The organism is Streptomyces sp. NPDC002676, from assembly GCF_053592455.1.
In genome coordinates this window covers 284,652-298,803 of sequence record NZ_JBSFVT010000009.1, presented here as the reverse complement: position 1 = coordinate 298,803, position 14,152 = coordinate 284,652, and the positions used below count along the sequence as shown (strand labels likewise).

Here is a 14,152-nt window from a genome sequence, read left to right as displayed (position 1 = left end):
CACCACGGAGCCGCGCCTCAGGCACGGATGGTTCGTCCGCGGTGCAGGCGGCCCCGTATGCCGGTGAAGGCCAGGTCCAGGCCGATGCCCTCGCGTTCGGCGTGGATGTGCAGGTGGGGCTCGGTCGTGTTGCCGGTGTTGCCTATCTCGCCCAGGAGCTGGCCTGTGCGGACGATGTCGCCCTTGGTCACTGTCACAGAACCGGGGCGCAGGTGGGCCAGCTTGATGATCTCCCGGCCGGTGTCGATGAACACATGGTTGCCGTAGGGCGGTTGGTAGCGGATTTCGCCCGGCTTCTGGTCTTGGACGGTGTCGGCGGCGGAGATCACCTTGCCGTCGCAGGGAGAGCGGACGGGGCGCCCGTAGGCGGCGTATGCGGTCAGGTCGTGGCCGGGGCGGGTGCGGGTGCCGTGTGGGCCCAGCGCGACCAGGTCCAGGGCGCCGCGCTGTTCCGGTATCCGGGCGTGGTGGTTGAGGACGCGGCCACCGCCTTGTACGACGTACCAGGTGCCCTCCAGCGGGAACAGCAGCGGCTGGGACAGCGGTGCCTTCCAGCGGTGCCGCCGTGCGGCGGCGACCAGCCACACGGCTCCGGTCAGGAGTGCGGCTCCGGCGGCGAGGCGGAGGGAGGCGCGGCCCGTCGGCAGAGCAGGTAGACGGCAGGCGGAGGCTACGGCTGCGACGGCGCCAGCTTCCACCGTACGGCGTAGCCGGCGGGGCTGTTGTGCCGGTGCGCCCCACCCCTCGACGATCACGTAGAAGAAGGCGAGGGCGGCCATGTCGCCCAGCCAGGCGGTGCGGTTGTCAGCCGTCCATACGGTCAGGACGTTCCACAGGGCGACCAGGGTCAGATACGTCGCCCAGGTCAGTGGAGCGGGCAGGCGTCGGTGTCGCCTCGGCGGTCTGTAGGGGGCGGCTTCTATGCGGAGTGCGGTCAATTGGCCGTCGGGGGTCGCCTGGGCCCAGGCTCGTACCTGGCCCTTGCTGCCGGACACGAGCAGGCCGTCGGGGCTGTCCGTCACAGTGACCAGCTGCCCTGTGCGAGCCGTGGTGGCTCGGACTATCCGCTCCAGAGTTTCCGTGCCTACCTCCTTCGTCACGCGCGGGGCGAGGCTGGGCCAGTCGGCCGGGTCCGCGGTGAGGAATCTCGACAGGGCTCGGGCTTCCGGTAGTTGGGGCGGGAACTGCGGCTCGGGCTTCGGATCCTCGTGCACTTGCGCTCCGCCTCCTATTCCGTGGCTTCCGTGTCCGTTGCCGCGCGGCTCGCCAGGCGTTCGTAGCGCTGTCTTGCGGCTTGGGGGGTGCCCAGGCCCAGGCCGAAGGCTATTTGCTGCCAGGTCATGCCTCGGCCCTTGGCCATCTGGAGGAGGCTGGTTTCCAGTTCGTCCAGTTCCGCGCGGACCAGGGGGACCAGGGTCAGTGCGGCGGTGATGTCGGCCTGGTCCACCTCCGGTTCGCCGTCTTCCGGCTGCGCTGCGCCGCTGAGCAGGAATGACACCAGCCTCACGGCCTCGTGCGGGCCCAGGACCGAGGGGTGGATCTGGCGGTGGCGTTGCTTGTCGGTTGCCGCGTGTCGTTCGGCGATGCGGAACAGGGACGCGTAGACGCGGTGCGCTCGCGCCTGCTCCGGCTGTGGAGGTGTGAAGGGGTCGGTGTGCTGCTCGGGTGCCGGGGACATGGGACGAGGGTGCGGCTGTGCATGACGTGGCGTCAACTAGTTATTTAAAACAGGGTGTTCATGCGAGCCGTCGTCCGAGCCGTCGTCCGTGCTCATCGCCTGCGGCGTCCGCGTCACGACGCCCTCACGCCGTCCTCTTGCGCGGCGTCGCCTTCTTTGCGGACGCCGTCGTCTGCTTCGCGGATGCTGTCGTCTTCTTCGCGGACGCCGTCGTCTGCTTCGCGGATGCTGTCGTCTTCTTTACAGACGCCGTCGTCTTCTTCGCCGTCGACGTGGACTTCGTCGTCGACGTGGACTTCGCCGTCGCCTTCTTCGTGGGCTGTGCCGCCGTCCTCTTCCCCGCAGCCGCCCCCGCCTTCTTCGCCGTGGACTTCTTGCCGCCCGTCTCCTTCGGCGTGGTCCGGCTTCGCGGCAGGGGTCGCACCTCGGCCTCTCCCCGGGACTCCCGGGCCGCGCGCACGCTGCTCTCCAGCGCCGCCATCAGGTCCAGCACCTTGCCCCCGGCCGCCGGAGCCGGCGCCTCCGGTGGGGCCTCGCCTGCCGCCTTGGCCGCGATGACCTCCTCCAGCGCGTCCCGGTACTCGTCGTGCAGATCCGCCAGGTCGACCTCGCCGAGGGTGTCCATGAGGGCGTCCGCGAGGTCGAGTTCCTTGTCGCGGACGGTGACCTCCACCTCGGGGGCCATGCCCTCGGGCGCGCGGACCTCGTCCGGCCACAGCAGGCCGTGCATGGCGATCGCGTCGTCGACCACGCGCAGCATGCCCAGACGTTCCCGGCCGCGCAGGGCGTACTTGGCGATGGCGACCTTGTTGCTGCGCTTCAGGGCCTCGCGGAGCAGGACGTACGGCTTGGCCGCCGCAGCGCCGCCGGCCGCCAGGTAGTACGCCGCATCCATCTGGAGCGGATCGATCCGGTCGGTCGGCACGAACGCGACGATCTCGATCGTGCGGGCGGTCGGGATCGGGAGGTGGGAGAGGTCCTCGTCGGTGATCGGGATGATCGCGCCGTCCGCGTCCTCGTACCCCTTGCCGATCTCCGCCTGGCTGACCTCGCGGTCCTCCAGTTCACACACCTTGCGGTAGCGGATACGGCCGCCGTCCTCGGTGTGGATCTGTCGGAAGGCGATGGCGTGGCTCTCGGTGGCGTTCACCAGCTTGATCGGGATGCTGACGAGGCCGAAGGAGATGGCGCCGTTCCATATGGATCGCACGTGCCGTGCCCTTCCGTGGCGAAAGCGAAATACGCGGTCCCCAGGTCCATGTATGAGTGCCTTATGTCTGGGATTGTCATGTTATGACGCCTATCACTGAGGTGGAGGGGCGACGGGTCGCGCTCAGCAACCTGGACAAGGTGCTGTACCCGGAGACCGGCTTCACCAAGGGGGAGCTGCTGCACTACTACGCGATCACGGCCGGCGTACTGCTGCCGCATCTGCGCGACCGGGCGGTGTCCTTCCTGCGCTATCCGGACGGGCCCGAGGGACAGGTGTTCTTCACGAAGAACGTGCCGCCGGGTACGCCCGACTGGGTCACGACCGCCGAGGTGCCGCGCTCGGAGGGGCCGGCCCGGATGGTGGTCGTACAGGATCTGCCGAGTCTGGTCTGGGCTGCGAACCTGGTCACCGAGTTCCATACGCACCAGTGGCTGGTGCAGACGCCGGACGAGGCCGACCGGCTGGTGTTCGACCTCGATCCGGGGGCGCCGGCGACGATCGTCCAGTGCTGCGAGGTCGCCCTGTGGCTGCGCGAGCGGCTCGCGGCGGACGGGATCGAGGCGTACGTGAAGACCGCCGGGTCGAAGGGGCTGCATCTGCTGGCGGCGGTGCGCGGGGGGTCGTCCGAGCGGGCCAGTGAGTACGCGAAGGGGCTCGCGGTGGAGGCCGAGCGGGCGTTGCCGCGGCTGGTGGTGCATCGGATGACGCGGAGCCTGCGGCCGGGGAAGGTGTTCGTCGACTGGAGTCAGAATGCCGGCCGCAAGACGACTGCCGCGCCTTACACGGTGCGGGCGCGTCGGCTTCCGCTGGTGTCGGCGCCGGTGACCTGGGAGGAGGTGGCGGAGTGCCGGGACGCCGGGCGGCTGGAGTTCGTGGCCGAGGACATCGCGCCCCGGGTTCAGGACCACGGGGATCTGCTGGCGGGGCTGCTGGATCCGGAGCGGGCCGCTCCGCTGCCGTGAGTGCCTTCAGGGTCCGCTGAAGTGCCCCCAGAGCCTTTCGCCCCCGCCGCCCCTGCCTCAGAGGGAGCACCCCCAGGCGGGCTGAGCGTCACGCCCCTCTACACCCTCCCCCATGTATTCCGGTCCCGTGCCATCGCATGCAGCGCCTCCGCGTCCGCCGGCTTCAGGACACCCCCCATACGGGCGAACGCCTCGAACTCCTGGTCCTGCATGATCCGCACACCCCTCGGCGGGGCCGTGATCGTGATGTCCGCCGGGGCCGTCAGGGCCAGGACGGGGCGGACCTCGGCGGTGAGGGCGTAGGAGGCGCGGTCGGCTTCGGCGCGTACCCGGCGGAGCAGCGGCTGGGCCTCGTGGCGGCCCACCGTGACCATCGGGTCGGCCACGAGGACCCGGCTCCTGCGGGCGTACAGGGCATGGACGGCGAAGAGGCCGCCGGGGCCGATCAGCAGGTGGTGGACCCGGTCGCCGCCGGGGAGCGGGACCGAGTGCAGGGTGTGCCAGCCGGCGCCCTCCAGCCGGTCCAGGGCCTCGCCGACGGTCTGCTCGGCGCTCAGGGCGCGCCGGCGCGGGTCCGGGCGGAGCCGGTGCGCGGGGCCGGGGTCACGGTCGAGGGCGACGAGCAGGGCCTCGCCGGGGCGGTTGGGGGCCAGGTCGTCGTCCGGGCGGAGGGTCAGCCGGGCCAGCTCCGCCGGGGTCGGGACCGGTGGCGGGCCCACGGTGACCGGGCCGGTCAGGAAGGGCTTCAGGGCTTCGAGTACGGCGTCCCTGCTGTCCTCGCCGAGCAGGTTGACCCTGCCGGCCTCCCGGTCGTACCAGGCGACGTTGCTGCCGTCGCTGCGGCAGACGTACAGCCTCTCGCGGCCGTGGTGGTTGGTCGGCACCACGCGCAGTCCGCTCATGCGGCATCACCCCTCGACCATGGGAACAGGCGGGGTGCTTCCGGGGCAAGAACACGGTTACCTTGGAGATCGGCCCTGTGAGGGGGAGTTGGGGAGGCGCCGTTGCAGACGCGCGGAGAGCAGCCCGGCGTACCGGCTCCGGACAGCCCGTGGAACGAGATCATGCCCGGCCTGTGGATGGGCGGGTACGAGTTCCGGGGCCGTTCGGGACGGCCGGAGTTCGCCGTCGTACGGAATGACTTCGATGTCGTGCAGTCCCTGCTGCGGCTGCCGGGGTACGGGCCCGATCCGGAGGTCGAGCACCATGTGTGGCCGATTCCGGACGGGCCGCTGGACGGCACCCAGCTGGCGGGCGTGATGCGGCTGGCGCAGGCGGCCAACGAGGCGCTGGACACCGGCCGCTCGGTGCTGGTGCGCTGCTATCACGGTTACAACCGCTCCGGGCTGGTCGTCGCCCATGCCCTGGTGCAGCGAGGGCGGTCGGCCGAGGAGGCGATCGAGCTGATCCGGGGGCGGCGCTCGCCATGGGCGCTGCACAACGAGCTGTTCGTGGACTACCTGCGCGCCGGGCTGGCCACTGCCCGGCTGCTGGAGGAGCTGGCCGAGTAACCGGCCGGCAGCTACCGAGTGGTCGCGTAGGCCGCCCGTCCCATATGCGCAAAAAGGACTTCCCTACGAATCTGTGAATAAGGTGTACGGGGTTCCGCCCGACCTTGAATCCCGACCCCGACCCCGACCGTGATCCCGACCCTGATCCCGACCGTGATCCCGACCGCCACCAGGAGCACCTTGCCAGCCCGTCGTCCCGCGCGCATCGCCCGCACCGTGGTCGCCGTCGCCCTCCTGGCGGTGACGGCGGCGGCCTGCGGGGACTCGGGCGGTCTGCGCAGCGCCGGGCCGACCTCGGCCGCGGTCAGCCCCGCCAAGCTCTGGCCCGACCTCAGGCCGGCGTCGAGCCCGGCCTACCAGTACAACGAGGCGAGCCGGGAGACCGTCAAAGGGGTGGCGGTCCCCGGTGACGACATCCGGAAGGTCGATCCCGCGGACGTCGTCGCGGCGGAGATCAAGGCGCACCCGGACGACTACGGGCCGAAGGGGGCGTACCACGCGACCGTGGACCGGCTGAAGGAGTGCGAGCCGGGCGGGGACCGGGCCCGCTGTCCGCTGCTCAGGGCCTACTACCGGGACCTGACCGGGGACGGCCGGGACGACATGACGCTCGGCTTCCGGCTGTACCCGACCAACCAGACGGCGGTCCGCGTGTACACCGTCGAGAACCACCGGCTGGTGCAGGTGCTCGCCGACAACGACGCGATCATCGGCGTGGAGCTGGCCGGGCGGTCGGTGATCGAGCGCTCGCCGGCCGGGATCACCGGCTACGAGTACCGCACCACCTGGGTCTGGGATCCGGAGCGGCGCGCGATGGTGTTCTCCCGGGACGAGTTCTTGCGCACGGGGCGGGGGCGGCCCAGCCACCACCCCGTCCGGTCGCCGTCGCCGTCCGCCTCCCCGTCGGCGAGCGGGCGATGAGGGTCGCGCTGCCCCGGTGGGCCGGGGCCCTCGCCGTGAAGGCGGCGGTGTTCATCACGGTCATGTGCTGTGCGCTGGCCGCGCTGCTCGGCGTGCTGGTGCATGTGTCGGTGACCGACCAGACCGTCGGCCAGGCCCGCGACCTGGCGCTGTCCCGGCTGGCGGACGCCGCCCACGCCTACGAGGCCGGGGACGCCCTGCTGCCGGGGGCCGGGGTGGACCCCGAGGGTCTGCCGGCGTCGCTGCGGGCGCTGGCGACGGCCGGGAAGCGCGGCACGATGGTCGCGCTGCATGGGGGGCGGCCCACCATGTGGGCGGCGGGCCCGGTGAGCGGGCACCGGGCGCTGGCCGTGGAGGTCGACTACTCGCAGCAGGCGCACACCATCGTCGGCCTGGACCGGTCGATCCTGTGGTCTTCGGCGCTGGCGATCGGGGCGACGGTGCTGGTCGGCGCGTTCGCGGTGACCCGGGTGACCCGGCGGCTGCACGGCACCGCGCTGGTGGCCCGGCGGATCACCGCCGGCGATCTGGACGCCCGGGTGAACGATCCGCGCACCGAGGATCCGACGCGCCCGCAGGACGAGGTGGCCGCGGTGGCGGCGGCGCTGGACACCATGGCCTCCTCGTTGCAGAGCAAGCTGCAGAGCGAGCAGCGGTTCACCGCGGACGTGGCGCACGAGCTGCGCACCCCGCTGACCGGGCTGCACGCGGCGGCCGAGCTGCTGCCGCCGGGCAGGCCGACGGAGCTGGTGCGGGACCGGGTGGCGGCGCTGCGCACGCTCACCGAGGACCTGCTGGAGATCTCGCGGCTGGACACCGGCCGGGAACGGCTGGAGCTGGGCAGCGAGGAGCTGGGGGCGTTGGCCGGGCGGGTGGTACGGGCCTCCGGCACGCAGACCGAGGTGCGGATCGTGCGGGACGCCCGGGTGGAGACCGACCGGCGGCGGCTGGAGCGGGTGCTGGGCAACCTGGTGGCCAACGCGCACAAGCACGGCCGGGCGCCGGTCGTGCTCACGGTGGACGGACCCGTGGTGACCGTACGGGATCACGGGGACGGCTATCCCGGGTACCTCGTCGCCCACGGGCCGCAGCGGTTCCGTACGGAGGGCGGGGCCAAGGGGCACGGGCTCGGACTGACCATTGCGTCGGGGCAGGCGGAGGTGCTGGGGGCGCGGCTCTCGTTCGCCAACGCGGTGGACGGGGGCGCGGTGGCCACGCTTGCGTTGCCCTCGGCCTCGGCTGAGGACCGGTGAGAACTCGGGGCTGCGGGTGCGTTGCGCAGTGCCGGTCGCCTGTGGCTGGTCGTGCCCACGGCGGATCCGCACATCGATACGGCCCCGCGCCACGCTGGTGCTGACACCGGACAACGCAAACAACACTCACTATTTAGGTAGGTTCCGGGCATGACGAAGGCCGGAACCACCGTGGCGGCGGCACAGGCTCCCGCACCCGCCGTACGCCTCCCCCGGCGCCGTGGCATCGAACTCGCCCTGATCGTGCTGGCCGTGCTGCTGTCCGTGTGCGGCTACTGCGCCGTCGGTCTGGCCCGCACCGGCACCGTCCCGCCCGGCGCCGCCGGTTACGGCGCCGGGCTCAGCGTGCTCGCCCTGCTCGCGCATCTCGCGGTCCGGCTGCGGGCGCCGTACGCCGACCCGCTGCCCCTGCCGATCGGCGTGCTGCTCAACGGACTCGGACTGGTCCTGATCTACCGGCTCGACCTGGAGACACCGGGCGACCGGGCGGCCCCCGCCCAACTCGTGTGGTCCACGCTGGGGGTGGGCCTGTTCATCGTCGTCGTCCTGCTGCTGCACGACCACCGGATCCTTCAGCGCTACGCCTACGTGTGCGTCGTGGCCGCGCTCGCGCTGCTCCTGCTGCCGATCCTCTTCCCCGCGGTCAACGGCGCCCGCATCTGGATCCGCGTCGCCGGATTCTCCATCCAGCCGGGCGAGTTCGCGAAGGTGCTGCTCGCGGTGTTCTTCGCCGCCTACCTGGCCGCCAACCGCAACGCGCTCGCGTACACGGGCCGCCGGGTGTGGCGGCTGCAGTTCCCGACCGGGCGGGTGCTCGGCCCGATCGTGACGATCTGGCTGCTGAGCGTAGGCGTGCTGATCCTGGAGCGGGATCTCGGCACCTCGTTGCTCTTCTTCGGACTGTTCGTGGTGCTGTTGTACGTCGCCACCGGCCGCACCGGCTGGATCGCGGTGGGCCTGCTGCTCGCCGTGCTCGGGGCCTTCGCCGTCGGCCGCATCGAACCGCATGTGAACGGCCGGATCGAGGACTGGCTGCACCCCTTCGCCACCATCGAGGCCGGTCAGGGCCCCAACCAGCTCTCACAGTCGCTGTTCGCCTTCGCCGCGGGCGGGATCCTCGGCACCGGTCTCGGCCTCGGCCACTCCATCCTCATCGGCTTCGCCGCCAAGTCCGACTTCATCCTGGCCACGGCCGGGGAGGAACTCGGTCTGGCAGGGCTCTCGGCGATCTTCCTGCTCTACGGCCTCCTCGTCGAGCGCGGCTACCGGGCGGGCCTCGCCCTGCGCGAGCCCTTCGGCCGGCTCCTCGCGGTCGGGCTCGCCTCGATCCTGGCGCTCCAGGTGTTCGTGATCGCGGGCGGGGTGACCGGCCTGATCCCGCTGACCGGCATGGCGATGCCGTTCCTCGCCCAGGGCGGCTCCTCGGTCGTCACCAACTGGGCGATCGTGGCCCTGCTGATCCGGGTGAGCGACTCGGCCCGCAGCCAGTACGACGGAGAGGCGGCCCCGTGACCGAGTACGGCGGCGGGCGGCCCATGGCCCGCTACATCCGGCACGCGTGGGCGTTCTGCGCCCTGCTGCTGGCGGCGCTGCTGGTCAACGCCGCCCGCGTGCAGGTCGTCATGTCCGGCCTCTACGACGACAGCCCGGCCAACCGCCGGGCCACGATCGCCCGTTACCAGCAGCCACGCGGCGACATCCTGGTCGGGGGCAAGCCGGTCACGGGCTCCACGGACACCGGCGAGCAGCTGCGCTACGAACGCAGCTACCGGGACGGCCCGTTGTACGCCCCGGTCACCGGCTTCGCCTCCCAGATGTACGGCACCGCGCTCCTGGAACACGCGATGGACGGGGTGCTGTCCGGCACCGACCCGATGCTGTCGGCGTTCCCGCTGTGGAACGACGTGACGCGCGGGCAGAGCGCGGGCGGGAACGTCGTCACGACCCTGAACCGGGCCGCGCAGCAGGCGGCGTACCGGGGACTCGCCGGGCGCAAGGGTGCGGTGGCCGCGATCGAGCCGGCCACCGGCCGGGTGCTGGCGCTGGTGTCCAGCCCGTCGTACGACCCGGCCCTGCTGTCCGGCAACGGGGAGGCGGTGGCATCGGCGTGGGAGCGGCTCAACCACGATCCGGAGAAGCCGATGCTCAACCGGGCGGTACGGCAGACCTATCCGCCGGGTTCGACCTTCAAGGTGGTCACCGCGGCGGCGGCGCTGGACGCGGGCACGGTCACGGACCTGGACGCCCGCACCGACTCCCCCGACCCCTACCGGCTGCCCGGCACGACGACCCTGCTGACCAACGAGGCCGACGGCTGCAGGGACACCTCTCTGCGCGACGCCTTCGAATGGTCCTGCAACACGGTGTTCGCCAAGCTGGGCGTGGACGTGGGGGTGGAGGGCATGAAGGCCACGGCCCAGGCGTTCGGCTTCAACGACAGCAAGCTGCGCATCCCCTTCTCGGTCGCCCGGAGCACCTTCGACACGCAGGTGGACAAGGCGCAGCTGGCGCTGTCCTCGATCGGCCAGTACAACACGCGGGCCACACCGTTGCAGATGGCGATGGTGGCGGCGGCCGTCGCCAACGACGGCCTGCTGCGCCCGCCGTACCTGGTGGAGCTGACCACCCGGCGGGGCGGCGAGACCGTCGCCGGGAGCGGCGCGCATCCGGTACGGCAGGTGATGCACCCATCGACGGCCGCGCGGCTGAAGGAGCTGATGACCGACGTGGTCCAGGAGGGTACCGGCACCAACGCGGCCATCCCCGGCGCCATCGTCGGCGGGAAGACCGGCACCGCCCAGCACGGGGTCGGCAACGCCGGTATTCCGTACGCCTGGTTCGTCTCCTGGGCGCAGGCCGAGGACGACATGCAGCCGAGGGTGGCGGTCGCCGTGGTCGTGGAGGACGCCTCGGCGGACCGCGGCGAGATCAGCGGCGGCGGGGACGCGGCGCCGATCGCGCGGGAGGTCATGCGGGCGGTTCTCCGGCGGTGAGTCCGGGTGGTTCTCGGGTTGTGAGATACGGGGTACCGGAGGGAGGGCGGCCCGGCCTACCGTGCGGCCATGACGGATCACGCACCGGCGCACGAACTCGCCGAGGTCAACATCGCCCGCCTCAAGTACCCCTTGGACTTTCCCCAGTTGAAGGACTTCGTCGACGGCCTCGACCCGGTGAACGCGGTGGCGGACGCCTCGGACGGGTTCGTGTGGCGCCTGCAGAGCGACTCCGGCAACGCGACCGACATCCCGGTCCTCGGCGACGAGTGGATCATCGTCAACATGTCGGTGTGGCGGGACGCGAACGCGCTCACCGCCTTCATGTACCAGGGCCTGCACCGGGAGTTGCTGTCCCGGCGCCGGGAGTTCTTCGAGCACCTGGAGGAGGCGGTGACCGCGCTGTGGTGGGTACCGGCCGGCCACCGCCCGACGGTCGCCGAGGCGGAGGAACGGCTGCTGCACCTGAGGGCGCACGGCCCGACGCCGTACGCCTTCACGCTGCGGACGTCGTTCCCGCCCGGGGCCGCCGATGCGGTGGGGGTCAGCCGATCGGCCTGAGCATCTCCGAGCGGACCTTGAGGGTGTTCCGGGCGGCGGCTTCGAGGTCCACGTCGGCGGGGTCCTTCTGCGCGAGGTCCACCTCGCCGACGATGGCCGCGGTGTTGCCGTCCGACCAGGCACAGGCCGGGTAGACGAGGGTGACGGGGTCCGCCTTCTGGGTGAGCACCTCGCAGCTGATCGTGACGTCAGAGCCGGCCGGGGTGACGTCCTTGGCGGGCCGGTCGACCGTCACGCCGTCGGCGTCGGTGGCGCCCTTGAGCAGCCCGCGCCGGACCTCGTCCTGGGTCTTGAACCGCCCGTACATGCCCGACACCAGCAGCACGCCCTTGGTCTTGTCGCCTCCCGGGCTGTATTGGCCGACCACGGCGTGGACGTCCTTGGCGTCCCAGGCGCCGTCGGCCTCGTCCTCGACCTTCTGCCCCTCGGTGCTGGAGAGGTCCTCGGCCAGCGCGTACTTCCCGTCCAGCAGCTTCTTCGGCAGGGTCAGTTGGTTCTTCGCCGCGGGGAAGCCGGACTCCAGCGCCAGCCCGAGGGCCACCAGTCCGACGACGACGAGGCCGACGACACCGCCCACGATCCCGAGCACCAGCCCGATCCGGCGCCGCTTCGGGGGCGGGCCCATGGGCGGCATGCCCCAGCCGGGGTACGGCTGCGGGGCGCCGTAGGGCTGTTGCTGCGGGTAGGGCGCGCCGTACGGGCCGGGGGCACCGTACGGGGGCTGGGGCTGAGGCTGGCCGTACCCGTACGGCGGCTGCTGGGGGCCGTTCGGATACGGCTGGGACGGGGGCTGCGGAGGCATGGACACGCCGAAAAGGTACTCGCAGCGAGACCTCGGCCGTCGGCCGCCCCCGCTAGCTCCCGCCCGCCCCCGCCTCGATCGCCTCCTGGACCTCGGCCACCCGCTCCCGCTCCTCCGCGGCGAACCGCTCCGCGTCCAGCCGCTCGGCGATCTCCTCGTCCTGGGCCATCAGCAGGTCCAGGTTGGAGTCGCCCAGCTCCAGGACGCCCATGTCGACGTAGGCCTGCTGGAGCCGCTTGCCCCACAGGCCGATGTCCTTGACGCAGGGGACGATCCGGCTGAACAGCAGCTTGCGGAAGAGCTGGAGGAACTCGGAGCGTTCGCTCAGCTCCTCGGCCTCGGCCTTGGGGATGCCGAAGTTCTCCAGGACCTCGACCCCGCGCAGCCGGTCGCGCATCAGGTAGCAGCCCTCGATGACGAACTCCTCGCGCTCGCGCAGTTCGGCGTCGGTGAGCTGCTTGTAGTAGTCGCGCAGCGCCATGCGCCCGAAGGCCACGTGCCGGGCCTCGTCCTGCATGACGTAGGCCAGGATCTGCTTGGGCAGGGGCTTGTCGGTGGTGTCCCGGATCATGCCGAAGGCGGCCAGCGCCAGCCCCTCGATGAGGACCTGCATGCCCAGGTAGGGCATGTCCCAGCGGCTGTCGCGGAGCGTGTCGCCGAGGAGGGACTGGAGGTTGTCGTTGATCGGGTAGACCATCCCGATCTTCTCGTGCAGGAAGCGGGCGTAGATCTCGGCGTGCCGGGCCTCGTCCATGGTCTGGGTCGCCGAGTAGAACTTGGCGTCCAGGTCGGGGACGGACTCCACGATCCGCGCGGCGCAGATCATCGCGCCCTGCTCGCCGTGCAGGAACTGGCTGAACTGCCAGGAGGCGTAGTGCTGCCGCAGGTCGCCCCTGTCGCGGTCGTTCATCTTCGCCCAGTACGAGGTGCCGTACAGGCTCATCGCCTCGTCCGGGGTGCCGAGGGGGTCGAACGGGTCGACCTCCAGGTCCCAGTCGATGCGCTTGTGCCCGTCCCACTGCTTGTCCTTGCCCTTCTGGTAGAGGGCGAGCAGCCGGTCACGTCCTTCGTCGTACTCCCAGCTGAACCGGGCGGCTCCACTCGCGGGCACCTGCCAGTGCGGGTCTGAGGGGTCCTTGGCGTACAGGTCGTAGGTCGGCATACCGGGCAGGGTCACACGTAGACCGCGAGTCAACAAGTCATGCGCAAGGGATTGACGCCCTTACTGACAGGCAGTCTCATAAGAGGCGGACGACGTACCACCGGGTAACGAGGTGAGGGAGCCATGACGACCCTGACGGAAGCCGACGCGCTGGACGGCCTGCGCGACGCGCTCGGCCTGCTCAAAGACCGGGAACAGGTGGCCGAACGGCTGCTCGTTTCCTCCGCCAAGCACTCCTTCGACCCGGACAAGGAGCTGGACTGGGACGCGCCCTTCGAGGAGGGCAAGTGGTTCTGGCCGCCGGAGCTGGTGTCGCTCTACGACACACCGATGTGGAAGCGGATGAGCGAGGAGCAGCGGATCCTGCTCTCCCAGCACGAGTCCGCGGCGCTCGCCTCGCTCGGCATCTGGTTCGAGCTCATCCTCATGCAACTGCTGGTCCGGCACATCTACGACAAGGCGGCGACGAGCGCGCACGTGCGCTACGCGCTCACCGAGATCGAGGACGAGTGCCGGCACTCCAAGATGTTCGCGCGGCTCATCTCCCACGGCGGCACCCCGTGGTACCCGGTCAGCCGCGTCCACCAGAACCTGGGCCGCCTGTTCAAGACGATCTCCACCACGCCGGGGTCCTTCACCGCCACGCTGCTCGGCGAGGAGGTACTGGACTGGATGCAGCGGCTGACCTTCCCCGACGAGCGGGTGCAGCCCCTGATCCGCGGGGTCACGCGCATCCACGTGGTGGAGGAGGCGCGGCACGTCCGGTACGCCCGTGAGGAACTGCGGCGCCAGATGCTCACGGCGCCGAAGTGGTCCCAGGAGTTCACCCGGGTCACCTCCGGCGAGTTCGCCCGCGTCTTCTCGATCGCGTTCGTCAACCCCGAGGTGTACACCAACGTCGGCCTCGACAAGCGGGAGGCCATGGCCCAGGTGAAGGCGAGCGGGCACCGGCGGGAGGTCATGCAGACGGGAGCGAAGCGGCTCACCGACTTCCTGGACGACATCGGGGTGCTGCGAGGGGTCGGGCGGCGGCTGTGGAGGGCGTCGGGCCTTCTGGCGTAGGGCAGGCGCGCCATCCCCAGGGGCGCGGGGGCGA

Annotated in this window: 14 protein-coding genes; 8 read left to right on the top strand and 6 right to left on the bottom strand. The window is 71.2% G+C overall.

What is annotated here, in order from left to right; genetic code table 11:
* Positions 1-17: 17 nt before the first annotated feature.
* From ACWD3E_RS25730 to ku, 3 genes are all read right to left on the bottom strand, one after another.
* Positions 18-1,214, bottom strand: a complete 1,197-nt coding sequence (locus ACWD3E_RS25730) for a M23 family metallopeptidase (protein ID WP_451389910.1) — start codon at positions 1,212-1,214, stop codon at positions 18-20.
* 14 nt (positions 1,215-1,228) lie between these two features.
* Positions 1,229-1,678 carry a DNA-binding protein gene (locus ACWD3E_RS25725; protein WP_451389909.1) on the bottom strand — a complete coding sequence of 150 codons (450 nt, stop codon included), beginning with the start codon at positions 1,676-1,678 and terminating at the stop codon, positions 1,229-1,231.
* Between the two features lie 124 nt (positions 1,679-1,802).
* Positions 1,803-2,888, bottom strand: coding sequence for a non-homologous end joining protein Ku (gene ku, locus ACWD3E_RS25720; RefSeq protein WP_451389908.1), 1,086 nt, complete (start codon positions 2,886-2,888; stop codon positions 1,803-1,805).
* An 83-nt stretch (positions 2,889-2,971) separates the two neighbouring features.
* Between ku and ligD the strand changes: the two genes are divergently transcribed.
* Positions 2,972-3,853 carry a non-homologous end-joining DNA ligase gene (gene ligD, locus ACWD3E_RS25715; protein WP_451389907.1) on the top strand — a complete coding sequence of 294 codons (882 nt, stop codon included), beginning with the start codon at positions 2,972-2,974 and terminating at the stop codon, positions 3,851-3,853.
* 98 nt (positions 3,854-3,951) lie between these two features.
* On the opposite strand, the gene ACWD3E_RS25710 is transcribed toward ligD, so the two are convergent.
* On the bottom strand, positions 3,952-4,755 hold the full coding sequence (locus ACWD3E_RS25710; RefSeq protein WP_451389906.1) for a nuclease-related domain-containing protein: 804 nt from the start codon (positions 4,753-4,755) through the stop codon (positions 3,952-3,954).
* A gap of 102 nt (positions 4,756-4,857) precedes the next feature.
* Between ACWD3E_RS25710 and ACWD3E_RS25705 the strand changes: the two genes are divergently transcribed.
* The 6 genes from ACWD3E_RS25705 to ACWD3E_RS25680 all read left to right on the top strand — a co-directional run bounded on the left by ACWD3E_RS25705 (position 4,858) and on the right by ACWD3E_RS25680 (position 11,092).
* The gene (locus ACWD3E_RS25705; protein WP_451389905.1) at positions 4,858-5,364 is read left to right on the top strand and encodes a protein-tyrosine phosphatase family protein; all 507 of its coding nucleotides are present in this window, start codon (positions 4,858-4,860) and stop codon (positions 5,362-5,364) included.
* 180 nt (positions 5,365-5,544) lie between these two features.
* A complete protein-coding gene (locus ACWD3E_RS25700; protein WP_451389904.1) occupies positions 5,545-6,285 on the top strand; it encodes a hypothetical protein in 741 nt (246 codons plus the stop codon).
* The gene (locus ACWD3E_RS25695; protein ID WP_451389903.1) at positions 6,282-7,538 is read left to right on the top strand and encodes an ATP-binding protein; all 1,257 of its coding nucleotides are present in this window, start codon (positions 6,282-6,284) and stop codon (positions 7,536-7,538) included. Before ACWD3E_RS25700 ends, ACWD3E_RS25695 begins: the two co-directional genes overlap by 4 nt.
* Positions 7,539-7,688: 150 nt before the next feature.
* Positions 7,689-9,050: an FtsW/RodA/SpoVE family cell cycle protein gene (locus ACWD3E_RS25690; protein ID WP_451389902.1), complete on the top strand. Its 1,362-nt coding sequence runs from the start codon at positions 7,689-7,691 to the stop codon at positions 9,048-9,050.
* A gap of 23 nt (positions 9,051-9,073) precedes the next feature.
* Positions 9,074-10,531 (top strand): penicillin-binding transpeptidase domain-containing protein, encoded by a 1,458-nt coding sequence (locus ACWD3E_RS25685; RefSeq protein WP_451389941.1) that lies wholly within the window; start codon positions 9,074-9,076, stop codon positions 10,529-10,531.
* A 69-nt stretch (positions 10,532-10,600) separates the two neighbouring features.
* Positions 10,601-11,092 carry a DUF3291 domain-containing protein gene (locus ACWD3E_RS25680; protein ID WP_451389901.1) on the top strand — a complete coding sequence of 164 codons (492 nt, stop codon included), beginning with the start codon at positions 10,601-10,603 and terminating at the stop codon, positions 11,090-11,092.
* On the opposite strand, the gene ACWD3E_RS25675 is transcribed toward ACWD3E_RS25680, so the two are convergent.
* Together ACWD3E_RS25675 and ACWD3E_RS25670 are read right to left on the bottom strand one after the other, a co-directional pair.
* A complete protein-coding gene (locus tag ACWD3E_RS25675) occupies positions 11,076-11,894 on the bottom strand; it encodes a hypothetical protein (RefSeq protein ID WP_451389940.1) in 819 nt (272 codons plus the stop codon). The genes ACWD3E_RS25680 and ACWD3E_RS25675 overlap by 17 nt on opposite strands.
* Before the next feature lie 52 nt (positions 11,895-11,946).
* Positions 11,947-13,056, bottom strand: a complete 1,110-nt coding sequence (locus ACWD3E_RS25670; protein WP_451389900.1) for a ferritin-like domain-containing protein — start codon at positions 13,054-13,056, stop codon at positions 11,947-11,949.
* A 123-nt stretch (positions 13,057-13,179) separates the two neighbouring features.
* Here ACWD3E_RS25670 and ACWD3E_RS25665 point away from each other — a divergent pair, with 123 nt between their 5' ends.
* Positions 13,180-14,118, top strand: coding sequence for an AurF N-oxygenase family protein (locus tag ACWD3E_RS25665; RefSeq protein ID WP_451389899.1), 939 nt, complete (start codon positions 13,180-13,182; stop codon positions 14,116-14,118).
* Positions 14,119-14,152 lie beyond the last annotated feature (34 nt).